This window comes from Streptomyces sp. NPDC091376 (assembly GCF_044757085.1).
Taxonomy (GTDB): Bacteria; Actinomycetota; Actinomycetes; order Streptomycetales; family Streptomycetaceae; genus Streptomyces; species Streptomyces pratisoli.
In genome coordinates, this window is sequence record NZ_JBIVUF010000008.1 from 83,314 (window position 1) to 105,627 (window position 22,314).

Below are 22,314 nucleotides of genomic sequence, written 5' to 3' on the forward strand. Positions count from 1 at the left end.
CGACATGACCAGCACTCTGCTCACCGAGGACCAGCAGGCCCTCGTGGAGACCACGCTCGACTTCGCCCAGGACCACCTCGCCCCGCACGCCCTGGACTGGGACCGCGACAAGCACTTCCCCGTCGACGTACTGCGCAAGGCGGCCGGCCTCGGCCTCGGCGGCGTCTACGTCCGTGAGGAGTCCGGGGGAAGCGGCCTCACCCGTTCCGATGGCGTCCTCGTCTTCGAGACCCTTGCCTCCGGCTGCCCGTCCATCGCGGGCTACCTCTCGATCCACAACATGGTCGCCTGGATGATCGACCGTTACGGCGACGACGCCCAGCGCGAGCGGTGGCTGCCGCGTCTTTGCGCCATGGAGGACCTTGCCAGCTACTGTCTGACCGAGCCGGGCGCCGGTTCGGACGCGGCGGCCCTGGCGAGTCGTGCCGTACGAGACGGTGACGACTGGGTGCTCACGGGCGTGAAGCAGTTCATCTCCGGCGCGGGGGCTTCCCAGTTGTACGTCGTGATGGCCCGCACGGGCGGCGAGGGCGTCGACGGGATCTCCGCGTTCGTGGTCGACAAGGACGATCCCGGTCTCTCCTTCGGGCCGAACGAGCGGAAGATGGGCTGGAACGCCCAGCCCACCCGCCAGGTGGCCATGGACGGTGTACGCCTGCCCGCCGACCGGCTCCTCGGCCGTGAGGGTGAGGGCTTCCGTATCGCGATGAACGGTCTCAACGGCGGCCGGCTCGGCATCGCGGCCTGCTCACTCGGCGGCGCCCGCAGCGCCCTCGACCGCAGCCTGGCCCACCTCGCCGACCGGGAGGCGTTCGGCGCCCGGCTCCTCGATGCCCAGGCGTTGCGCTTCCGGCTCGCCGACATGGCGACCGAACTCGCCGCCGCACGCGCCTTGGTCCAGCAGGCCGCCCAGGCACTCGACCGGGGCGATCCGCAGGCGCCGTACCTGTGCGCGATGGCGAAGCGGTTCGCCACTGACACCGGCTACTCGGTCGCCGACCGCGCGCTCCAGCTGCACGGCGGTTACGGCTACCTGAGCGAGTACGGCATCGAGAAGATCGTCCGCGATCTGCGGGTCCATCAGATCCTGGAAGGAACCAACGAGATCATGCGCGTCATCGTGGCCCGCGGTCTGACGGAGGCGTTCGGATGAGCGACGACGTCCTGTTCCGAAGGAGCGGCTACGCCGCTCACATCACCCTCAACCGCCCCAGGGCCCTGAACTCCCTCACCCACGAGATGGTGCTGCGCATCGACGAGGCGCTCACGAAGTGGGAGCACGACCCGGCTGTCGAGGTGGTCGTCGTCACCGGTGCGGGGGAGCGCGGTCTGTGCGCCGGAGGTGACATCCGGGCCATTCACGACGACGCCCGCGACGGCGACGGCAGCGCCTCGGCCGCCTTCTGGCGCGACGAGTACCGCCTCAACGCCCGGATCGCCCGCTACCCGAAGCCGTACGTCGCCGTGATGGACGGGATTGTGATGGGCGGCGGTGTCGGCATCTCCGCGCATGGCAGCGTCCGCGTCGTCACTGAGCGGTCCAGGATCGCCATGCCCGAGACCGGCATCGGCTTCGTACCCGACGTCGGCGGCACCTATCTGCTCGCCCTCGCCCCCGGAGAGCTGGGTGCCCATCTCGCACTGACGGGCGCGCCGATCGGTGCCTCGGACGCCCTGCTGTGCGGGCTCGCCGACCACTACATGCCCTCGGGCTTGCTGCGATCCTTCGTGGACGACCTCGCCGAGCGGCCGGTACGCGAGGCCCTCGGGCGTCATGTCCAGGACCCGCCGCCGGGGGAACTGGCCGCCCGCAAGGGCTGGATCGACGCCTGCTTCTCCGCGGACACCGTCGAGGAGAGCATTCAGCGGCTCCTCGCCCACGACGACCCGGCCGCGAAGGAGACCGCCGACACCCTGCTCGCCAAGTCCCCGACCGCGCTCAAGGTCACCCTGGCGGCTCTGCGTCGCGCCCGCGGGCTCGGCGCGCTGGAGCGGGTCCTCGACCAGGAGTACCGCATCTCCTGCGCCTGTCTGCGCGGCCCGGACCTGGTGGAGGGCATCCGCGCCCAGGTCATCGACAAGGACCGCAACCCCAGCTGGTCGCCCGCGACCCTCGTCGAGGTCACCGACGCGGACGTCGAGCGCTTCTTCGCCCCCCTCGGCGAGCGCGAACTCGGCCTCGCCGCCGCATCCGACACCACCGAGGAGGTGGTTTGGTGAGCCGGACCGTCGTGTTCATCGGCCTGGGACACATGGGCGGCCCGATGGCCGTCAACCTGGCCAAGGCCGGTCATCGGGTACTCGGCCACGACCTCGTCCCCGCGGCCGTGGAGGCCGCCGCCCAGGCCGGTGTGGAGTCCGTCGCGTCCGTGACCGAGGCCGTCGCCGCCGCCGACGTGGTCATCAGCATGCTGCCCGCCGGACGCCACGTCCTCGGGCTCTACGACGACATCCTCACCACCGCTCGCCCCGGCACCCTCTTCGTCGACTGCTCCACCATCGACGTGGCCGACGCGCGCACTGCCCATGATCGGGCCCTCGCCGCCGGAATGCGCGCCCTGGACGCGCCCGTGTCCGGCGGGGTGGTCGGGGCCGAGGCCGCCACGCTGACCTTCATGGCAGGTGGGGGTGAGGGGGAGTTCGCCGAGGCCCGCCCGCTGCTGGAGACCATGGGCAAGAAGGCCGTGCACTGCGGTGGTCCGGGAGCCGGGCAGGCCGCCAAGATCTGCAACAACATGATCCTCGGCGTGTCCATGATCGCCGTCAGTGAGGCGTTCGTCCTCGGTGAGAGCCTCGGCCTGTCCCACCAGGCGCTCTACGACGTGGCGTCCACCGCGTCCGGTCAGTGCTGGGCCCTCAGCGTGAACTGCCCCGTCCCCGGCCCCGTTCCGACCAGCCCCGCCAATCGCGACTACCGGCCCGGGTTCGCCGCCTCCCTGATGGCCAAGGACCTGGGCCTGGCCGCCAACGCCCTTCGCGAGGGCGGCGTGCACGCGGAACTCGGCCTCCGAGCGGCCGAGTTGTATGCCGCCTATGCCGAACGAGTCGGTGGCTCGGAGGACTTCTCCGGCATCGTACGAACCATCAGGGAACAGAGCGGAGAAGCCACGTGACCACCGAGTACGAAACCATCCTGGTCGAACGCAAGGGCCGCACCGCCCTGCTCACTCTCAACCGGCCGAAGGCGCTCAACGCGCTGAACCTCCAGGTGATGAACGAGGTCGTCGCCGCCGGCGAGGCCCTCGACCGGGACCCGGACTGTGGCTGCATCGTCATCACCGGCTCGGAGAAGGCGTTCGCGGCAGGCGCCGACATCAAGGAGATGCAGCCGCAGGGGTACATGGACATGTACCTCAGCGACTGGTTCACCGCCTGGGACCGGCTCGGACAGCTGCGGACCCCGACCGTCGCCGCTGTCGCCGGATATGCCCTCGGTGGCGGCTGCGAACTGGCCATGCTCTGCGACATCCTGCTCGCCGCCGACACCGCCGTCTTCGGCCAGCCGGAGATCAAACTCGGGGTGATCCCCGGCATCGGCGGCTCCCAGCGGCTGACTCGGGCGGTCGGCAAGGCCAAGGCCATGGAGCTCTGCCTGACCGGGCGCACCATGGACGCCGCCGAGGCGGAGCGGGCCGGGTTAGTCTCACGGATCGTGCCCGCCGACGAACTGGTCGGGGAGGCGCTGGCGGTCGCTGAGACCGTCGCCGGGATGTCACTGCCCGTAGCCATGATGGCGAAGGAGGCCGTCGGCCGCGCCTTCGAGACCACGCTCACCGAGGGCGTCCGATTCGAACGCCGCCTGTTCCACGCGGTGTTCGCCACCGAAGACCAGAAGGAGGGCATGGCCGCCTTCACCGAGAAGCGGTCACCCGCCTTCCGGAACCGCTGAACGACGCGGAACGCGAGTGGCCCCGGAACTGTTTCGGGGCCACTCGCGTTCGACCGTACGACCACGAGAACGGGGAACGGGGGCATGATGCCCAGACGTCCACAGCCGTCACGCATCACCGTAGGAGGAGTGGAAGCGGTCGCCCTGCCAGTGGCGGAGTACGAGCAACTCCTCGCGAGCCGACGGCAGGTCGGTGGCCAGAGCGCCCGCCTCCGGGCCCTGAGCGAGCGGCTGCGACGGACCGAGCAGCTGCTCAGCGACCTGGAAGGACTGATCGAGGACGCGGGATCCTCTCCGCGCGCCCATCGGGGCGGCGAGGGTCGCGTGGCGAGCGGACAGGCGGGCGCCCTGAGTGGTACGGCGGCTGAGAGCGGCGACACCGACCGCCTGCGTGGAGCCGTCGCCGAGCTGCTGCGCCGGCACCGGGGGAAGTCCGTCTGAAAGAGCCGGCGCCGTCACCGCACGGTGCTCTCCACCGGATACGGCACATACGTCCGCCGGTCGGGATCGACGGCCAGCCGTCCGCCCGCCGGAGGACGGGCCCGTTGCGCGCAGTCACGGCGCTCGCAGATCCGGCAGCCGAGACCGATCGGAGTGGCGGCGCGGGGATCGTCCAGGGCGACCCCTTCGGCGTAGACGAGCCGGTGGGCGTGGCGCAGTTCGCAGCCGAGGGCCACGGCGAACTCGGTGCGCGGGGCGTGATGGCCGAAGCCCCCTCGCGTGATGGTGCGTGCGACCCAGAAGTACCGCTTGCCGTCGGGCATTTCGGCGACCTGGGTGAGGATCCTGCCGGGCGCGGAGAACGCCTCGTACACCGTCCACAGGGGACAGGTGCCGCCGAGCCGGGAGAAGTGGAAATCGGTCGCCGACTGCCGCTTGGAGATGTTGCCGGCCCGGTCGACGCGCAGGAAGGAGAACGGAACGCCCCGCCGTCCGGTGCGCTGGAGGGTGCTCAGGCGGTGGCAGACGGTCTCGAAGCCGACGCCGAAGCGGGCGGACAGCAGTTCGATGTCGTAGCGCACCTCCTCGGCGACCGTGTGGAAGGCGGTGTACGGCATCAGGAGCGCGCCCGCGAAGTAGTTCGCCAGCCCGATACGGGCCAGCGCCGGCGACTCCGGCGAGGTCAGCTGCGCGGCGCTGTCCGCCAGTTGGTCGAGGAGCGGCCCGTGTTCCAGCAGGGCGAGCTGGGTGGCGAGCTGGAAGGCGCGCTGGCCTTCGCTGAGCCAGGGCGAGAGGAACAGCAGTCCGGTATCGGGGTCGAATCTGCGGGCGTCACCGGAGCGCCCGGGAGCGGCCTGTACGACCTTGATCCCGTAATCCTCGGTGAGACGAGCGATGAGTGCGTCGGAGATGCGGCCCGGGCGCAGGCGCATGGCCTCGGCGACGCGTTCGGCCTCGGTGTCGAGCAACTCGAAGTGGTTGTGGTGCGTGTAGAAGAAGTCCCGTACCTCGTCGTGCGGCTCGGCAGCGGGCAGCAGACCGCCGACGGGTCCGGGGGAGCCGAGGGCGGCGGCCTGCTCCACCGTGTCGCGATAGCGCCGGTGCAGGGCGACCAGGGCGCGCGCCACCTCCGGGTGATCCCGCGCCGCCTCGGTGATCTCCTCGGGTGCGAGGGGCGCCACGCCACACGCCTCGTCCGCGACCGCGGCCCGTAGATCGGCGGCGAGCCGGTCCTCGTCGGCCTCGGAGAAGAACTCCGCGTCGACCCCGAAGACCTCCGCGATGCGCAGCAGCACGGAGGCGGTCAGCGGGCGCTGGCTCTGTTCGATCTGGTTGGCGTAGCTGGTGGAGATGCCGAGCGCGCGGGCCATGTCGACCTGGTTCATTCCGTGCTCACGCCGGAGCCGTCGCAGCTTGGCGTGGGCGTAGACCTTTCGGTCGGCTGCTCCTCGCGGCACGGCGCACCTCCTTGTCGTGAACCGGGAAGGGGGACATTCCGGTAGGGACTGCTTGCGAACATAGCATCCGCGTTCTTCGCAGAATTCGCAGATTCGCAGCTCCGGGATGTAGGGATTCCGCAGATTGGAGAGGTGGCCGTGCCCATTCGTACCGGGCACTGTCGATCACGTCAGCACTGACAAGGATCGTCCGCACCCCGCGAGGAGTCCCGTGATCGAGCACCACGTCCGTGTCCACGCCAGCGCCGACCGGCTTCCGCGCGAGGACCAGCTCGCCTGGAAGCTGGCCGCGGTGGCCACCGGCCCCGAGGAATCGGACCCCGACAGCGCCGCCATGGTCGTCAACCGGGTGATCGACAACGCCTCGGTCGCCGTCGCCTCCCTGCTGCGCCGCCCCGTCGCCGTCGCCCGCGCCCAGGCCACCGGCCACCGCGCCACTACCCCCGGCGCCTCGGTCTTCGGCACGCCCGTCCGGGTCACCCCCGAGTGGGCCGCCTGGGCGAACGGCACGGCGGTCCGCGAGCTGGACTTCCACGACACCTACCTCGCCGCCGACTACTCCCACCCCGGCGACAACATCCCGCCCCTGCTCGCCGTCGCCCAGCACACCGGCCGACCCGGCGCCGACCTGCTGCGCGGAGTGATCGCCGCGTACGAGATCCACGTCGCGCTGGTCAAGGGCATCTGCCTGCACGAGCACCGTATCGACCACGTGGCCCACCTCAGCGCCGCGACCGCGGGCGGCCTTGGGGCGATGCTGCGGCTGCCGACCGAGACGGTGTACCAGGCGATCCAGCAGGCCGTGCACACCACCACCGCCACCCGCCAGTCCCGCAAGGGCGAGATCTCCAGCTGGAAGGCGTACGCCCCCGCCTTCGCCGGCAAGGCAGCCATCGAGGCCGTCGACCGGGCGATGCGTGGCGAGACGTCCCCGTCACCGATCTACGAGGGCGAGGACGGCTTCCTCGCCTGGATGCTGAACGGCCCGGATTCCGACTACACCGTCCTGCTCCCGGAGCCGGCCGAGCCGCGCCGCGCGATCCTCGACACCTACACCAAGGAGCATTCCGCCGAGTACCAGGCCCAGGCGATCATCGACCTGGCCCGGCGCCTGCGGGAGAAGACCGGCCCCCTGGACCGCGTGCGCTCCGTCGTCCTGCACACCAGCCACCACACCCACCACGTGATCGGCTCGGGTGCGAACGATCCGCAGAAGTACGACCCCTCGGCCAGCCGCGAGACCCTCGACCACTCGGTGCCGTACATCCTCGCCGTCGCGCTGGAGGACGGGATCTGGCACCACGAGCGCTCCTACGCTCCCGAGCGCGCCGCCCGCCCGGAGACGGTCGAACTGTGGCGGAAGATCACGACGGTCGAGAACCCGGAGTGGACCCGCCGCTACCACGACCCCGACCCGGACCGGCGGGCCTTCGGCGGGCGCGCGGTCATCACCCTCGACGACGGTTCGGTGATCGAAGACGAACTGGCCGTCGCCGACGCCCACCCGGCCGGCGCCCGCCCCTTCGACCGCGCCGGATACGTCGGCAAGTTCCGCACGCTCGCCGAGGGCGTCGTCACCGAGTCCGCGCAGGAGGCGTTCCTGGACACCGCCGCCCGCCTCGCCGAGCTGACGGCGGCCGACCTGGGCGGTCTGTTCCCGGCTGTCGACACCGACGCGGTCGCCGCCTACGACGCGAGCCTGCCGAAGGGCTTGTTCTGATGTTGCTGCACACGCGGACCACGCCCGCCGAGCGCCGCCGGACCTTCCGCGAGCAACTCGCCTCGGGACGCCTGCTGCGTATCCCCGGCGCGATCAACCCGCTGTCCGCCCGGCTGATCCAGGACACCGGCTTCGACGCCGTCTACCTGTCGGGCGCGGTGCTCGCCGCGGATCTGGGCCTGCCCGACATCGGCCTGACCACCTCCACCGAGATCGCGGCCCGCGCCCAGCAGACGACCCGAGTCACCGACCTGCCCGTCCTCATCGACGCCGACACCGGCTTCGGCGAACCGATGAACGCGGCGCGCACCGTCCAGCTCATGGAGGACGCCGGACTGGCGGGGCTGCACCTGGAGGATCAGGTCAACCCCAAGCGCTGCGGCCACCTCGACGGCAAGGCCGTCACTCCCCGTGAGGAGATGGTCCGGCGCGTCCGGGCCGCCGTCGACGCCCGCCGGGACCCGGACTTCGTGCTCATGGCCCGCACGGATGCCCGTTCCGTGGAGAGACTGGAGGCGGCGATCGACCGCGCCAAGGCGTATGTCGACGCCGGCGCGGACGCGATCTTCCCCGAAGCGCTCGCGGACGTCGCCGAGTACGAGGCGTTCCGCGAGGCCATCGATGTTCCGCTGCTCGCCAATCTCACCGAGTTCGGCAAGACCCCCCTCCTCGACACCGCCACCCTGGAGAACCTCGGCTACAACATCGCCCTCTACCCGGTGACGCTGCTGCGCATCGCCATGGGCGCGATCGAGGACGGCCTGCGCACGATCGCCGCCGAGGGCACACAGGAGTCCCTGCTGCCGCGGATGCAAACCCGCTCCCGCCTGTACGAACTCCTCGGCTACGAGGAGTACTCGGCCTTCGACGGGACCGTCTTCGACTTCACCCTCCCGCCCGGAAACTGATCCGGCACCTGACCCACGAAGGCAGGCAACCCATGACCACCACCGCACCCGGGATCCACCGCGGCCTGGCCGGCGTAGTCGTCGACACCACCGAGATCTCCACCGTCATCCAGGAGACCAACTCCCTCACCTACCGCGGCTACCCGGTTCAGGACCTCGCCGCCCGCCGCTCATTCGAAGAGGTCGCCTACCTGCTCTGGCACGGCGAACTCCCCGATGAGGGGCAGCTCCGCGACTTCCAGGCCCGTGAACGCGCCCTGCGCCCCCTCGACCGCACCACACTGGAGCTGCTCACCCGGCTGCCCGAGACCTGCCACCCCATGGACGTCCTGCGCACCGCCGTCAGCTTCTTCGGCGCCGAGGACCCCACCGAGGACGACGGCAGTCTCGCCGCCAACCGCGCCAAGTCCCTCACCCTGCTGGCGAAGCTGCCCACCGTCGTGGCGGCTGACCAGCGCCGCCGCCGGGGCCTGGCCCCGATCCAGCCCGACCCATCCCTCGGGTACGCGGAGAACTTCTTCCACATGTGCTTCGGCAGAGTGCCCGACCCGGACGTCGTCCGCTGCTTCGAGATCTCCCTCACGCTGTACGCAGAACACAGCTTCAACGCCTCGACGTTCACCGCCCGCGTGGTCACCTCCACCCTCTCCGACCTCTACAGCGCGGTCACCGCCGCCATCGGCGCGCTCAAGGGCCCGCTGCACGGCGGCGCCAACGAGGCCGTGATGCACATGCTGCTGGAGATCGGCGACCCGCAGCGCGCCGAGAAGTGGCTGGACCATGCACTGGCGTCCAAGCGGAAGATCATGGGTTTCGGGCACCGCGTCTACAAGCACGGTGACTCCCGGGTCCCGATCATGCAGGAAGCACTCGACCGGCTGGTGGCGCGGGCCGCCGACCCCGAGGTGACCCGGCTCGCCGTCCTGCACGCCTCCCTGCGGCACGCCATGATCAACCGCAAGGGGATTCACCCCAACCTGGACTACCCGGCCGGACTCGCCTACCACCTCATGGGCTTCGACATCCCCGCCTTCACCCCGATCTTCGTGATGAGCCGTATCACCGGATGGACCGCCCACATCACCGAGCAACTGGCTCACAACGCCCTGATCCGCCCGCTGGCCTCCTACGACGGTCCGGGCCAGCGGGCCGTGCCGGGCGCAGCGTAGTTCAGCACAGGCAGTGCCGCCGCCTCGTCCACGGCGACCAGGTTGGCCAGCGTCTGGCTGGCCACCTGCCCCAGACTGTCGCCCGTCACCAGCGCCTGCGCACCGGTGCGGGCGGCCAGCGCTGAGGCGGTACGCACCATCAGCCGCCGTTGGGCGACGACCTGGAGCCGTCCGGCCCCGGCCACGGCGAGCTGCTTCTGCGCCTTGCCGAGCGCGATGACGTGCAGTCGGCCGGGTGGCTGGTAGCGGTTCAGCTCCCGCGCCAGGGCGTACGCCTTGTACACGGACGACGGGTTGGTGTACGGAGCCCCGTTGAAGTGCACGAAGTCGCAGGCCAGCCCGCGCCTCATGGCCCGGTGGGCGGCGACGGGGGAGTCGTAACCGCCGGACAGCAGGACCAGGGCCCGGCCGCTGGAGCCTACGGGGAGCCCGGTCAGACCGGGGAGGCGTTCGCGGGACAGGTAGGTCTCCTTGCGGTCGATCTCCACCGCCAGCGTGACGTCCGGCCGGGCCAGGTCCACGCGCAGCCCCGGGAACCGTGCCAGGATCCGGGCGCCGATGTACGCGTCCAGCCGGGACGAGGTCAGCGGGAACTGCTTGTCCCGCCGCTTGGTCCGCACAGCGAACGTGACGCCGCTCCGGGTGCCGTGCAACGCTTCGAGGGCCGCCGAGGTGATGGCGTCCAGTTCACTGGGCACCCGCACGGCCGGCTCCACCGAAGTGAAGCCGACGACCCTGCGGGCCCGCTCCAGCAGGGCCTCCTGGGGCACCTGCCCGCCCAGTACGGTCACGTTCTGGGCGGTCTTGATCCACGTGGAGCCGCCGATCCCGCGCAGCGCGAGACGCAGGTTGTCATGCAGTCGCTCGGTGAAGAGGTGCCGGTTGCGGCCCTTGAGGAAGATTTCGCCGTGCTTGAGCAGCACGCACGGGCCGTGCGGGACGGACGCCGTACGGGGAGCGGGCACGCTGGGTTTGCCGGACATGTCAGCCTCTCAGAAGTCCCAGTCGTCGTCGGCGGTGTCCTCCGCCTTGCCCATGACGTACGACGATCCGGAGCCGGAGAAGAAGTCGTGGTTCTCGTCCGCGCCCGGTGACAGCGCCGCCAGGATCTCCGGGTTGACCTCGGTCTCGTCCGCGCCGAAGCGGGCCGGGTAGCCGAGGTTCATCAGTGCCTTGTTGGCGTTGTACCGGACGAAGACGGCCACGTCGTCCATCAGCCCGAGCGGCTCGTAGAGTTCGCCCGAGTACTGGAGTTCCAGCTGGTACAGCTCCTCCAGCAGGTCGTATGTGAACGTCCGCATCTCCTCCTGCCCGGCCGCGTCGAGCTTCTCCAGACCGCGCTGGTACTTGTAGCCGGAGTAGTAGCCGTGTACCGCCTTGTCGCGCAGGATCAGGCGGATCATGTCGGCGGTGTTGGTGAGCAGGGCGTGGGTGGAGAAGTGCAGCGGGAGGTAGAAGCCGGCGTACAGGAGCAGTGACGACAGGAGGGTGGAGGCGACCTTCCGCTTGAGCGGGTTGTCGCCGTAGTAGTACCCCAGGACCGTCTTGCAGCGCTGCTGGAGGACGTCGTTGTCCACGGCCCAGCGGTAGGCGTCGTCGATCTCGGGCGTATTGGAGAGGGTGGAGAACACGGAGGAGTAGCTGCGGGCGTGCACGGCCTGCATGAAGGCGATGTTCGTGTAGACGGCCTCCTCGTGCTCGGTGCGCGCGTCCTGGATCTGCACGATCTCGCCGACCGTGGCCTGGACTGTGTCGAGCATGGTCAGGCCGGTGAACACCCGCATCGTCAGGGTGCGTTCCTCGGCGGTGAGCCGCTGCTGCCAGGCGTTCACGTCGTTGGACAGCGGGACCTTCTCGGGCAGCCAGAAGTTGGCGGTGAGACGGTTCCAGACCTCCAGGTCCTTCTCGTCGGTGACGCGGTTCCAGTTGACCGGGCGGAGCCGGGCGGCCGGGTCGTGGCGGTAGGAGGGAGGGGTGACCGAGGTCTCGGTCACGGGGGTGGTGGTCATCGCTGATGCCTCGGAGATCGCGTACGGGAGGTGGTCACAGGGTGCAGGACAGGCAGTTCTCGATCTCGGTGCCCTTCAGGGCCTCCTGGCGCAGCCGGATGTAGTACAGCGTCTTGATGCCCTTGCGCCAGGCGTGGATCTGCGCCTTGTTCAGGTCGCGGGTGGTGGCCGTGTCCCTGAAGAACAGCGTGCAGCTCAGGCCCTGATCGACGTGCTGGGTGGCCGCCGCGTACGTGTCGATGATCTTCTCGTAGCCGATCTCGTACGCGTCCTGGAAGAACTCCAGGTTGTCGTTGTCCATGCCCGGCGCCGGGTAGTAGACGCGGCCGAGCTTGCCCTCCTTGCGGATCTCCACCTTGGAGGCGATGGGGTGGATGGAGGCGGTGGAGTCGTTGATGTAGCTGATCGAACCGGTGGGCGGCACTGCCTGGAGGTACTGGTTGTAGATGCCGTGCTCCTGGACCGAACGCTTCAGCTCACGCCAGTCCTCCTGGGTGGGCAGCACGATCCCGGCATCGGCGAACAGGGCACGCACCCGCTCGGTGGCCGGCTCCCACACCTGCTCGGTGTACTTGTCGAAGTACGACCCGTCGGCGTACGCCGTCCTCTCGAAGCCATCGAAGGCCGTGCCGCGCTCCATCGCGATCCGGTTCGAGGCACGCAGCGCGTGGAAGGCGACCGCGTAGAAGTACATGTTCGTGAAGTCGACACCCTCCTCGCTGCCGTAGTGCACATGCTGCGAGGCGAGATACCCGTGCAGGTTCATCTGGCCGAGGCCGATGGAGTGCGACAGGTCATTGCCGCGTGCCACGGACGGCACCGCGTCGATGTGGGATTGGTCGGACACGGATGTCAGACCGCGCACCGCCGTCTCGACCGTCACGCCGAGGTCGGGGGAGGCCATCGCGGCGGCGATGTTCAGCGAGCCCAGGTTGCAAAAGATGTCCCGGCCGACCGTCTCGTAGCCGAGCGAGGCGTCGTACGTGCTGGGGGTGTTGACCTGGAGGATCTCCGAGCACAGGTTGGACATGTTGATCCAGCCCGGGATCGGGTTGGACCGGTTCACCGTGTCTTCGAACAGCAAGTAGGGGTAGCCGGACTCGAACTGCAGCTCCGCGATCGTCTTGAAGAACTCGCGGGCGCTGAGCGTCGTCTTGCGGATGCGCGGGTTGGCGACCATCTCCTCGTAGTGCTCGCTGACCGACAGGTCGGCGAGCGGCTTGCCGTACTCGCGCTCGACGTCGTAAGGCGAGAACAGGTGCATGTCCTCGTTGCGCTTGGCCAGTTCGAACGTGATGTCGGGGACGACGACGCCGAGAGAGAGGGTCTTGATGCGGATCTTCTCGTCCGCGTTCTCCCGCTTGGTGTCCAGGAACCGCATGATGTCCGGGTGGTGCGCGTGCAGATACACCGCGCCTGCGCCCTGGCGGGCGCCGAGCTGGTTGGCGTAGGAGAAGGAGTCCTCCAGGAGCTTCATGACCGGGACGACGCCGGACGACTGGTTCTCGATCTTCTTGATCGGGGCGCCCTGTTCCCGCAGGTTGGTCAGCAGCAGTGCCACGCCGCCGCCCCGCTTGGACAGCTGGAGCGCGGAGTTGATACCGCGTCCGATGGACTCCAGGTTGTCTTCGACGCGCAGCAGGAAGCAGGAGACCAGCTCGCCGCGCTGCGCCTTGCCCGCGTTGAGGAAGGTGGGGGTGGCGGGCTGGAAGCGGCCGGTCATCATCTCGTCGACCAGGCGGGAGGCGAGGGTCTCGTCGCCGGCACCCAGGAACAGGGCGGTGGCGACGACCCGGTCCTCGTAGCGCTCCAGGTAGCGGGAGCCGTCGAAGGTCTTGAGCGTGTACGAGGTGTAGTACTTGAACGCGCCGAGGAACGTGCGGAAGCGGTGCTCGTGCGCGTACGCCTGCCGGTACAGGTCCTCCAGGAACTCCCACCGGTAGCGCCGGATCGGCGCATCCTCGTAATAGTCGTGTCCGACGAGGTAGTCGATCTTCTCCTTCAGCGATCCGAACTCCATCGTGTTGGGGTTCACGTGCTGGAGGAAGTACTGCCGCACGGCCTCTCGGTCCTTGTCGAACTGGATGCGGCCGTCGCAGTCGTACATGTTCAGCATGGCGTTGAGCGCGTGGTAGTCCTTGCGCGTGCCGACCGATTCGCGCGGGGCCGCGGGGACCGTGATCGCCGTGGTGACGGTGTTCATGCTGCCTGTCGCTCCGTCGTCCGCCTGGTCGACGAGTGTCGTGTCCAAAATTCCTGCAGCCCTTCCCTCACGGCGCGGACATCGCGGTCCGTGCCCAGCAGTTCGAATCGGTACAGCTCCGGGACCTGGCACTTCGCCGAGATCACCCGGCCGGCCAGGCAGTAGTCGGCGCCGAAGTTGGTGTTGCCGGAGGCGATGACCCCCCGCAGCAGCATCCGGTTGGCCTCGATGTTCAGAAAGCGGATCACCTGTTTGGGGACCGCGCCGGCGCGGGCGCCGCCGCCGTACGTCGGCGTGATCAGCACATACGGCTCGGTCACCGGCGGCATGCCCTCACGGCGTGGGTGCAGGGGGATGCGCGTGGCAGGCAGGTCCAGCTTCTCCACGAAGCGCCTGGTGTTCTCCGAGACGCTGGAGAAATACACGAGACCGCTCATCGGTCGCCGTCTCCTCTCGCTCGTTCCCGTCTTCGCCCAAGGACCGGGAGGGGAGGAGCGGCGCGGCAGGTGCGGCGAGGTACGGGGCGGCGGAGAACCGATACGCCTCACCCACGACCGTGCGTCTGCCACCTGGCCCTCCCTCGGGGCCTCGGAGCGCGCACACCGCTGTCCGGCGTACGCACCGGTGGCAGGTCTTCGGACTCGCGGGCGTGTCTCGTGTCGTACGAGACCCCTACTGGCCGTCGCTTCCCAGGCCCGGTACACCGGGCCCAGTGCGTATGACGGCGGTCGTTCCCGCTCACCGCTGCGGGGCAGTCCCGGTCTTGCACCGGGTTCCCTCTTGCGACGCCGAACACAGCTGCCCGGCGAACCACCAGCACCGCCAACACTACATCTAGAACACGGCGGGTGCATGCATCCCAGATGTTGTGTCGCACGTAAAAGTTAGGTATACCTAAGTCGGGCTGCGGTCGGACGAGTGCCGGCCCCTGGGAGTGCGTCCTGCCCCGGTGATGGCGCGTGCCTGTTGTGCTCGTCGGCGTATCTCCGTGACCAGTTCCGGCCGGGGACGCGAGGGGTCGGAAGGGGGCGACGTGATCTCCTGCGGCTCGGGTGACGCGTCGGCGTCGAGCGTCTCGGCCACGGAGTCCAGGAACTCGCCGAGGTCGGCCAGCGTGTCACGTAGCGTCCGCATCTTGGCGGTCTGGCTGCCGAGTTGTCTGCGCATGGCCAGCAGGCTCTCGAACTGCTTCTCGGACATGGCGATCACGGGCCTGCCGTCCACGACGACCTCTCGCGGTTTGCCGCGCACCATTGGCCCCCTTCTTGCCTTGGTTTTGGCGGTGCTGTGGGACGGGCCGGGACGCTTGTGGCGTCCCGGGCCACTGGGTTCCTCGGTCAGGAGGTGGGTAGCTCACTCCGGACGGTGCGGGCGGCGGCGACCAGGTTCTCCAGGGAGGCGCGGGTCTTCAGGCCGCAGTCGGGGTTGACCCACAGCCGTTCGGCGGGGATGGCCTTCAGTCCGGTGCGCAGCAGGTCCGCGGCCTCGTCGGTGCTCGGGGCACGCGGGGAGTGGATGTCGTACACGCCGGGGCCGGCTTCGCGCGGGTAGCCGTGGGCGGCCAGTTCGCGGGCGACCTGCATGTGGGAGCGGGCGGCCTCCAGGCTGATGACGTCGGCGTCGAGGTCGTCGATGGCCTGGGCGATGTCGCCGAACTCGGCGTAGCACATGTGGGTGTGGATCTGGGTGTCCGGACGTACCCCGCCGGTGGTGAGCCGGAACGCCTCGGTCGCCCAGTCGAGATAGGCGGCGCGGCCGGCGGTCCGCAGGGGCAGTGTCTCGCGCAGGGCGGGTTCGTCGACCTGGATGACGGAGGTGCCGGCGGCCTCCAGGTCGCCGACCTCGTCGCGCAGGGCGAGGGCGACCTGCCGTGCGGTGTCGCCCAGGGGCTGGTCGTCGCGGACGAAGGACCAGGCGAGCATGGTGACCGGCCCGGTGAGCATGCCCTTGACCGGAAGGGCCGTGAGGGACTGCGCGTACGCCGTCCAGCGCACCGTCATCGGCTCGGGACGCGAGATGTCGCCGGCGAGGATCGGCGGGCGGACGTAACGGGTGCCGTAGGACTGGACCCAGCCGTGTTGGGTGGCGAGGTAGCCGGTGAGCTGTTCGGCGAAGTACTGGACCATGTCGTTGCGTTCGGGTTCGCCGTGCACCAGGACGTCGATGCCGGTCTTCTCCTGGAAGGAGATGACCTCCTAGGATCTTCACCGGCCCGCCGCCGGACAGGCCCCAGGCAGGCGCAGGGCCCTCGGCGTGGACCGGTTCGCGCTCGACGATGTGCGGAACCATCGTGAGGCCCACCCGTCACGCGTACGGCTCCGAGGTCCCCACCTCGGTATGGAGACCCTGCGCTGCTCCGAGAACTGGGCTGCGCCGTTCGTGATCGTCGGCGCGCTCGTGCTCCTGGTGTGGATCGCGGTCAGGGCTGGTGACTTCGACCCACTCCTGGGTCGTCCGTTCGACGTGGGCCTGGTACGAGGGCGATCCTCCAGCGCCGGGCCTTCTCTGGAGCTGAACGCATGTGCTCCGGGAGTAACATCGGGGTTGTCCTTACGGAGGTCGGCGGACACCAACAAGGACAACCCGGAGCGTCAGGTGCGGCTCAGCTTCCTGGGGTGACCGAGCCGATCAAGATCGTCCTGGGTGTTGCCGCCCATTGTCCGTAGCTTCTATGGAGCCGGTGTCGATGCCGCAGGGGACAGTGACGATCGCTCGTCGAGTTCCGCGCAGTCGGATGCGTCCGTACGCCGGGCCTCCTACGACACGCGAATCTGCTGAGATCGGGATTCTGTTGATCACGCCGTCCACCTCGTCGTTGGAATGCGGTGAGGGCCGTGCGTGCGGATATGCGGCAGCGCGGTGGCTTTAAGATGGCGACTGCCTCGGCCGTACGAGACTCGCTTGGCCGCCTGTCTCGGACGGCCGAGTGCTTTTTGGGCTCAGCGCAGCAGGGCCCGAGAATTCGCGGGAAGGGCGTTCCCCAGGTTCGATACGATGGATCTGGCTTGCAGACCTGACCTGTCACCGTGCGATATGCCCACGTGTGACTCGAGTGATCGCGTCGGCTGCAGCCTCCCGACTTGGGCCCGCCGCGACACCGTCATCGGCGCCGTACGTACGAAATGGAGCATCCAAGGATGGCTCGACACCTGATCACCAGCGCGCTTCCCTACATCAACGGGATCAAGCACCTGGGCAACATGGTCGGGTCGATGCTTCCGGCGGATGTGTACTCCCGGTACCTCCGCCAGCGCGGTCACGACGTCCTCTACATCTGCGCCACCGACGAGCACGGCACGCCGGCGGAGCTGGCCGCCAAGGAGTCCGGGCTGACGGTCGCCGAGTTCTGCGCGCAGGCGCACGATGCGCAGAAGGCGGTGTACGACGGGTTCGAGCTGGGGTTCGACTTCTTCGGGCGCAGCTCGTCGCAGCAGAACGTCGAGATCACTCAGCACTTCGCGCGCAAGCTGAACGACAACGGCTTCGTCGAGGAGCGCGCGATCCGCCAGGTGTACTCGCCTGCTGACGGTCGCTTCCTTCCGGACCGGTACGTCGAGGGCACCTGCCCGCACTGCGGCTACGACAAGGCCCGCGGCGACCAGTGCGAGAACTGCACCCGCGTCCTCGATCCGACCGACCTGATCAACCCGCGCTCGGCGATCAGCGGTTCCACGGAGCTGGAGGTCCGCGAGACCAAGCACCTCTTCCTGCTGCAGTCCAAGCTTCAGCACGAGGTCGAAGCATGGATCGACGCGGTCAGCGAGGAGTGGCCGCACCTGTCCACGGCCATCGCTCGCAAGTGGTTGACCGAGGGCCTGCACGACCGTGCGATCACCCGCGACCTGGACTGGGGTGTCCCGGTCCCGGCCGACACCTGGCCGGAGCTCGCGGCCGACGGCAAGGTCTTCTACGTCTGGTTCGATGCCCCGATCGAGTACATCGGCGCGACGAAGGAGTGGGCGGACGCCGCCGCGGACGGCGAGAGTCGCGACTGGAAGTCGTGGTGGTACGAGGCCGATGACACCGTCCGCTACACCCAGTTCATGGCCAAGGACAACGTCCCCTTCCACACGGTGATGTTCCCGGCCACCGAGCTCGGCGTGCGCGAACCGTGGAAGAAGGTCGACCTCGTCAAGGGCTTCAACTGGCTGACCTACTACGGCGGCAAGTTCTCGACCTCCCAGAAGCGAGGCGTCTTCACGGACGCCGCCCTGGAGATCCTGCCCGCCGACTACTGGCGCTACTTCCTGATCGCCAACGCCCCCGAGTCCGACGACTCGTCCTTCACCTGGGAGCACTTCACCGCCACGGTCAACAAGGACCTGGCCGACACCCTCGGCAACTTCGTCAACCGCGTGCTGTCCTTCTCCCGGAAGCGGTTCGGCGACGAGGTCCCGGCGGGCGCCACCGCCGGCGCGGCAGAGGTCAAGCTGGGCGAGGAGATCGCACGGCTGCTCGCCGAGTACGAGGAGCAGATGGAGGTCCTCCAGTTCCGCAAGGCCGCGGCCGCGCTGCGCGCCCTGTGGTCCGCGGGCAACTCCTACCTGGAAGAGAAGGCCCCCTGGTTGGAGATCAAGACCGACCCGGACGGCGCCGCGCTGACCCTGCGTACGGCGATGAACCTGATCCACCTGTACGCGGTCGTCTCCGAGCCGTTCATTCCGGCTACGGCCGCTGCCATGCGCGGCGCCTTCGCGCTGGAGGGTGACACGGCGACCTGGGTGACCGCAGAGCAGGCCAAGGCCCTGGACGCGGTTCCGGTCGGCACGGCGTTCACCGTCCCGCCGGTGCTCTTCGCGAAGATCACGGAGGAGGACCTGGAGTCCTACCGTGAACGCTTCGGCGGTGCTGAGACCGCCTGACCGTCTTTCTCGCACCCGTACCGCCCGCGTCCTCATCGGGCGGTGCGGGCAGATTCCCCCACCGTGCCCGATGAGGACGGTCGTGCGGTGTGGTCCGGCGCAGACTTCAGCCCACAGGCGCACGTAGCGGGCTTGGACGTCCTCGGACGACTCGCCACCTGGTGTGCGGAGTTGGTGGACGGGAGACCTTTTCGGGCGTCGTCGGCCACACGCTTCACGACCTCGTGCAGTCCCAGGTGTTCCTGACCTTCGCGGACGTGTTGGACCCGCACAGGCGGGCGGTGATCCGATTGACCCTGACCGCCACGGCGGCCCAGTACGACGAAGTCCTGGAAGAGTTCCAGGACTTCGTGCCCACGGTACGCCCGGACACCGGCACGGGAGCGGACACGGGCCCCGGAGCAGGGACGGGGGCCTGACCATGGGCATCCTGGACAGCTACCTCGGCACTCGGCACCCGGACGCGGGGATGCCGGCCCGTACGGCTCAGGAGGTCCGCTCGGCGCTGCTCGCGCTCAACGGTCCGGGCGTCCTCTTCGTCGTACGCAACGGCACCGGGAAGAAGGGGGACCTGGTCGCCGAGTGCCGGCTCCCTCAGCTGCGCGTACGGCTCAGGACCCGGATGCGCCTGGACGCGGCCAAGCGCGAGGTACGGGCGCTCGACGAGCAGTGGGAAGTCTCGCTGAGCGATCACACCCGCGGTCAGCACTCCCGCGGTCCCGCGAACGCGGTGTACCGGGTGTGGGAGAAACAGAAGGGGCCGGACGGCCGCGAGCGCCGGGTCGAGACCTTCCGCTTCGAGACCCGGGAGATGAAGGACCCCCTGCGCCACGTCGTCCTTGACGCGGGCTGGACCTGGCGCGGAAAGCTGTTCCGGCTCTGACCGATGCACGTAGCCTTCCGCCCGGCATCCGTTTGCGACCCCCTCCAGGCGCCCCGAGGCACTACGGGTGCACCGGGAACCGCGACACGACGCCGGCGCAAGGCGCCCGGATGTCCTTCAGCAGCCTCGGGCAGAGCTCGCCGTACGTATGGCGCGTGCAGCACCGCGTTCAGGGCCGCGACGAAGAGGCGGGCGAAGTGGCGTACGGTCGCGGTCCGTTCGGCGTCCGGGTCCTACTCGAAGCGGCCGCCCACCGGACCCGCGGGAGCGCGCTCACAAGGACGGAGCCGACCGCCCGATCCAGTCGTACGCCGCCTGCGCCGTGAACTCCGCCTGCCCGCCCGGGAAGATCAGCCCGGCCGTGCGGAACGCCTCGTCGGTGGCCGTCTCTGCCACATAGGGAACGGCGATGCAGCGCATCCCCGCGGCATGCGCCGCCGCCGCTCCGGGTGGAGCGTCCTCCAGCACGACACAGTCGGCCGGGTCCGCGCCCAGCCGGCGGGCCGCCTCCAGGAAGACATCGGGCCGCGGTTTGCCGTGCGCGACCTCCTCGGCCGACACGAGCGTGGTGAGGAACGCGTCGAGCCCGGTGCCGGCGAGCACCGCCTCGATGGCCGCGCGGGAGGAGCCCGACGCCACCGCCATCGGCACGCCCGCCGCGTGCAGCAACTCCACGAACTTCCGCATCTCCGGGTAGACCTCGGTCCCGGCACGGGCCAGCTCCAGATAGGTCCGGTTCTTGCCGGCCAGCAGATCCTCGATCGGGGCGTCGAGCCCGTACTCCTCGCTCAGCCGCTCCAGCGTCTCGCGGGTGCCGATGCCGATGAAGCGCGTGTGGTGCTCCCAGCTGAAATCGGTGACGCCGTAGCCGGCGAGGACCTGACGCCCCGCTTCGTAGTAGTTCGGCTCGCTGTCCACGAGCGTCCCGTCGAGATCGAAGATGACCGAAGGATAGGCAGTGCTCATGCCCTCCAGGATGCCAACCGGGCCCCGGGGCCGTGGTCACCGCGCCGCGCGTGTGCCCCTGCCGACCGACTCCACCAGCGGCAGCATCCGGTGCGGGACGCGCTCGCGCAGTGCCATCTCCGTCCGGGTACGGACCACGCCCGGCAGATTGATCAGGCGCTGGATCACGTCCTCCAGATGGCCGTTGTCGCGGGCGACCACCCTGGTCAGCAGATCCCCGCCGCCGGTGATCGAGAACGCCTCGACGATCTCCGGCACCTCCGCCAGTTCGTCGCCCACCTCGTCCAGATGCCCCTGCGTGACCTCGATGTGGACGAACGCGAGCACCGGATGACCGAGCGCGGCCGGGGACAGCACCGGGCCGGTGCCGGTGATCACGCCGTCGCGCTCCAGCCGGTCGATCCTCGCCTGGAGCGTGCCCCGCGCGATGCCGAGGATGCGCGCGTACTCCCGCACGCTGGTGCGCGGCTGCTCGATCAGCAGCCTCAGGATGCGGGTGTCGAGCTCGTCCACCGCCATGGCCCGTCGGCCTCCTCGCAGCCGGTTGATCCCGTCGACGACTGTACCAATGGCCCAGTGAGCCGCCGCTGCGACGGACATCCGTGCACACATGAGGCGTGAGGCCCCCGTCGCCCCTCGGGTGGTGGTGGGATCAGGTCTCCTCCTCCATGCGGATCGCGGCCCTGAGGTCGTCGTGGGCCTTGCCGGGCCCGCCCTCCCGGGCTTCGAGCATGGCCGCGGCGATGGCATCCAGCTTGCGCTGGATCGCCCGTTCGGAGCGAAGCTCCGAGTTCTTCAGCAGGGCGAGGAGGAGCAGCGTCACCGCGGTCATGCAGTCCCCGGCGAGCACCTGCCACTTCAGGTCCAGCCCGACGAAATGCACGGAGACGGCCCCGGCGACCAGCAGCAGGCAGAGCCCGAAGAACGCCGGTGAGCTGGTGAAGCGCGAGGTTCCCTCCGCGAATCGTTCGAAGTGCCCTCGCCCGTCGCCACCGCGGTCCGCGGGGTGCTGAATGGCCATCGTCCGTGCCGCCTTCCTTGCCGCCGTCATCACTCGGCCCAGCATGGCCGAGGCACTCAGCACAGCATGGCCGAGGGGTGCCGCAACCCGTTGGGTTGGTTTCCCCACGGCGCGGGTTACTCGTCGTCCGGTGCGGGTTACTCGTCATCCATGTCCGACGACGACCCCCGTGCCGCACGGGACGAGACAGAGCTGGAGCGGGCGGACCGCAATTTCGCCGAACTCCTCCAGGAGCTGCGCGTCATCCAGACGGGCGTGCAGATCCTCTTCGCCTTCCTGCTGACGCTCGCGTTCCAAGCGCGCTTCCCGACCCTCGACTCGTTCCAGCGCGGCACCTACGTGACGACGCTGATGCTCGCCGTGATCGCCGCAGCTCTGTTCACGGCCCCGGCGGCCGTGCACCGCGGCCTCTTCCGCAAGGGCGCCAAGAAGGAGATCGTCGCCGTCTCCTCCCGTCTCTCCGGGATCGGCATGGCGGTGCTCTCGCTGGCCCTGACCTCCGCCGTCCTGCTGGTCGTCGACGTCGTCCACGGCACACCCGAGGGGATCGTCGCCGGCGCGGCGACCCTGCTCGTCTGCGCCGGGCTGTGGGGTTTCCTGCCCTGGATCATGGACCGGCACATCACCGGGGACGACGAGTCCTCGTCGGAGCCGGACACCAGGCCGACGTCGAGGCCGGCCCCCGGCGGCGGGCGCTGACCCGGACCCGAGCCGCGGGCACTGACCCCGCCCGGGGTGGTCCGTTGGTCCTGCCGGCCGGTCTCACTCCGACTCAGAGCTGTACCA

Annotated in this window: 21 protein-coding genes, 2 pseudogenes and 1 riboswitch; of the genes and pseudogenes, 12 read left to right on the top strand and 11 right to left on the bottom strand. The window is 69.3% G+C overall.

Annotated elements, in window-relative coordinates; translation table 11 throughout:
- Nucleotides 1-4 precede the first annotated feature (4 nt).
- Genes ACIQMR_RS18910 through ACIQMR_RS18925 form a run of 4 tightly spaced genes read left to right on the top strand, consistent with a single transcriptional unit; the run spans nucleotide 5 to nucleotide 3,889 of the window.
- Nucleotides 5-1,153: an acyl-CoA dehydrogenase family protein gene (locus tag ACIQMR_RS18910; protein ID WP_401388134.1), complete on the top strand. Its 1,149-nt coding sequence runs from the start codon at nucleotides 5-7 to the stop codon at nucleotides 1,151-1,153.
- Nucleotides 1,150-2,220, top strand: coding sequence for an enoyl-CoA hydratase/isomerase family protein (locus ACIQMR_RS18915; protein WP_401388137.1), 1,071 nt, complete (start codon nucleotides 1,150-1,152; stop codon nucleotides 2,218-2,220). Before ACIQMR_RS18910 ends, ACIQMR_RS18915 begins: the two co-directional genes overlap by 4 nt.
- The gene (gene mmsB, locus ACIQMR_RS18920) at nucleotides 2,217-3,113 is read left to right on the top strand and encodes a 3-hydroxyisobutyrate dehydrogenase (protein WP_401388140.1); all 897 of its coding nucleotides are present in this window, start codon (nucleotides 2,217-2,219) and stop codon (nucleotides 3,111-3,113) included. Before ACIQMR_RS18915 ends, mmsB begins: the two co-directional genes overlap by 4 nt.
- On the top strand, nucleotides 3,110-3,889 hold the full coding sequence (locus ACIQMR_RS18925) for an enoyl-CoA hydratase (RefSeq protein ID WP_401388143.1): 780 nt from the start codon (nucleotides 3,110-3,112) through the stop codon (nucleotides 3,887-3,889). Before mmsB ends, ACIQMR_RS18925 begins: the two co-directional genes overlap by 4 nt.
- A 108-nt stretch (nucleotides 3,890-3,997) precedes the next feature.
- On the opposite strand, the gene ACIQMR_RS18930 is transcribed toward ACIQMR_RS18925, so the two are convergent.
- Both ACIQMR_RS18930 and ACIQMR_RS18935 read right to left on the bottom strand, forming a co-directional pair.
- On the bottom strand, nucleotides 3,998-4,312 hold the full coding sequence (locus ACIQMR_RS18930; RefSeq protein ID WP_401388146.1) for a hypothetical protein: 315 nt from the start codon (nucleotides 4,310-4,312) through the stop codon (nucleotides 3,998-4,000).
- Between the two features lie 32 nt (nucleotides 4,313-4,344).
- Nucleotides 4,345-5,787 carry a short-chain fatty acyl-CoA regulator family protein gene (locus ACIQMR_RS18935; RefSeq protein ID WP_401388148.1) on the bottom strand — a complete coding sequence of 481 codons (1,443 nt, stop codon included), beginning with the start codon at nucleotides 5,785-5,787 and terminating at the stop codon, nucleotides 4,345-4,347.
- A 211-nt stretch (nucleotides 5,788-5,998) separates the two neighbouring features.
- Here ACIQMR_RS18935 and ACIQMR_RS18940 point away from each other — a divergent pair, with 211 nt between their 5' ends.
- Genes ACIQMR_RS18940 through ACIQMR_RS18950 form a run of 3 tightly spaced genes read left to right on the top strand, consistent with a single transcriptional unit; the run spans nucleotide 5,999 to nucleotide 9,584 of the window.
- Nucleotides 5,999-7,507, top strand: coding sequence for an MmgE/PrpD family protein (locus ACIQMR_RS18940; protein ID WP_401388152.1), 1,509 nt, complete (start codon nucleotides 5,999-6,001; stop codon nucleotides 7,505-7,507).
- Nucleotides 7,508-7,509: 2 nt separating this feature from the next.
- On the top strand, nucleotides 7,510-8,415 hold the full coding sequence (prpB, locus tag ACIQMR_RS18945) for a methylisocitrate lyase (protein ID WP_401388868.1): 906 nt from the start codon (nucleotides 7,510-7,512) through the stop codon (nucleotides 8,413-8,415).
- 32 nt (nucleotides 8,416-8,447) lie between these two features.
- Entirely contained in the window at nucleotides 8,448-9,584 is a 1,137-nt protein-coding gene (locus ACIQMR_RS18950) for a bifunctional 2-methylcitrate synthase/citrate synthase (protein ID WP_401388155.1), read from the top strand.
- A gap of 2 nt (nucleotides 9,585-9,586) precedes the next feature.
- On the opposite strand, the pseudogene ACIQMR_RS18955 reads toward ACIQMR_RS18950, so the two are convergent.
- The 6 genes and pseudogenes from ACIQMR_RS18955 to ACIQMR_RS18980 form a co-directional block, all read right to left on the bottom strand.
- Nucleotides 9,587-10,567: pseudogene (locus tag ACIQMR_RS18955) on the bottom strand (tRNA sulfurtransferase); the annotation flags it as partial.
- Between the two features lie 9 nt (nucleotides 10,568-10,576).
- Complete coding sequence (nrdF, locus tag ACIQMR_RS18960) at nucleotides 10,577-11,593, bottom strand: class 1b ribonucleoside-diphosphate reductase subunit beta (RefSeq protein ID WP_401388158.1); 1,017 nt, start codon at nucleotides 11,591-11,593, stop codon at nucleotides 10,577-10,579.
- A gap of 34 nt (nucleotides 11,594-11,627) precedes the next feature.
- Nucleotides 11,628-13,796 (bottom strand): class 1b ribonucleoside-diphosphate reductase subunit alpha, encoded by a 2,169-nt coding sequence (nrdE, locus tag ACIQMR_RS18965; protein ID WP_401388161.1) that lies wholly within the window; start codon nucleotides 13,794-13,796, stop codon nucleotides 11,628-11,630.
- Complete coding sequence (gene nrdI / locus ACIQMR_RS18970) at nucleotides 13,793-14,233, bottom strand: class Ib ribonucleoside-diphosphate reductase assembly flavoprotein NrdI (protein ID WP_401388164.1); 441 nt, start codon at nucleotides 14,231-14,233, stop codon at nucleotides 13,793-13,795. Before nrdI ends, nrdE begins: the two co-directional genes overlap by 4 nt.
- A gap of 171 nt (nucleotides 14,234-14,404) precedes the next feature.
- Nucleotides 14,405-14,626: riboswitch (cobalamin riboswitch) on the bottom strand.
- Between the two features lie 64 nt (nucleotides 14,627-14,690).
- Nucleotides 14,691-15,050 (bottom strand): hypothetical protein, encoded by a 360-nt coding sequence (locus tag ACIQMR_RS18975; protein ID WP_401388166.1) that lies wholly within the window; start codon nucleotides 15,048-15,050, stop codon nucleotides 14,691-14,693.
- 83 nt (nucleotides 15,051-15,133) lie between these two features.
- Nucleotides 15,134-15,991: pseudogene (locus ACIQMR_RS18980) on the bottom strand (5-methyltetrahydropteroyltriglutamate--homocysteine S-methyltransferase); the annotation flags it as partial.
- A gap of 142 nt (nucleotides 15,992-16,133) precedes the next feature.
- Here ACIQMR_RS18980 and ACIQMR_RS18985 point away from each other — a divergent pair.
- From ACIQMR_RS18985 to ACIQMR_RS19000, 4 genes are all read left to right on the top strand, one after another.
- A complete protein-coding gene (locus ACIQMR_RS18985; protein ID WP_401388907.1) occupies nucleotides 16,134-16,415 on the top strand; it encodes a hypothetical protein in 282 nt (93 codons plus the stop codon).
- A gap of 518 nt (nucleotides 16,416-16,933) precedes the next feature.
- On the top strand, nucleotides 16,934-18,658 hold the full coding sequence (metG, locus tag ACIQMR_RS18990) for a methionine--tRNA ligase (protein ID WP_401388169.1): 1,725 nt from the start codon (nucleotides 16,934-16,936) through the stop codon (nucleotides 18,656-18,658).
- Between the two features lie 224 nt (nucleotides 18,659-18,882).
- Entirely contained in the window at nucleotides 18,883-19,077 is a 195-nt protein-coding gene (locus tag ACIQMR_RS18995; protein WP_401388172.1) for a hypothetical protein, read from the top strand.
- A 2-nt stretch (nucleotides 19,078-19,079) separates the two neighbouring features.
- A complete protein-coding gene (locus tag ACIQMR_RS19000) occupies nucleotides 19,080-19,541 on the top strand; it encodes a hypothetical protein (RefSeq protein WP_401388175.1) in 462 nt (153 codons plus the stop codon).
- Between the two features lie 273 nt (nucleotides 19,542-19,814).
- On the opposite strand, the gene ACIQMR_RS19005 is transcribed toward ACIQMR_RS19000, so the two are convergent.
- The 3 genes from ACIQMR_RS19005 to ACIQMR_RS19015 form a co-directional block, all read right to left on the bottom strand.
- Entirely contained in the window at nucleotides 19,815-20,507 is a 693-nt protein-coding gene (locus ACIQMR_RS19005) for an HAD family hydrolase (RefSeq protein ID WP_401388178.1), read from the bottom strand.
- A 36-nt stretch (nucleotides 20,508-20,543) separates the two neighbouring features.
- The gene (locus ACIQMR_RS19010) at nucleotides 20,544-21,026 is read right to left on the bottom strand and encodes an Lrp/AsnC family transcriptional regulator (protein WP_401388181.1); all 483 of its coding nucleotides are present in this window, start codon (nucleotides 21,024-21,026) and stop codon (nucleotides 20,544-20,546) included.
- Nucleotides 21,027-21,159: 133 nt separating this feature from the next.
- Complete coding sequence (locus ACIQMR_RS19015) at nucleotides 21,160-21,528, bottom strand: low affinity iron permease family protein (protein WP_401388184.1); 369 nt, start codon at nucleotides 21,526-21,528, stop codon at nucleotides 21,160-21,162.
- A 150-nt stretch (nucleotides 21,529-21,678) separates the two neighbouring features.
- On the opposite strand from ACIQMR_RS19015, the gene ACIQMR_RS19020 reads away from it, so the two are divergent.
- Nucleotides 21,679-22,227: a DUF6328 family protein gene (locus ACIQMR_RS19020; RefSeq protein ID WP_401388186.1), complete on the top strand. Its 549-nt coding sequence runs from the start codon at nucleotides 21,679-21,681 to the stop codon at nucleotides 22,225-22,227.
- Nucleotides 22,228-22,314 lie beyond the last annotated feature (87 nt).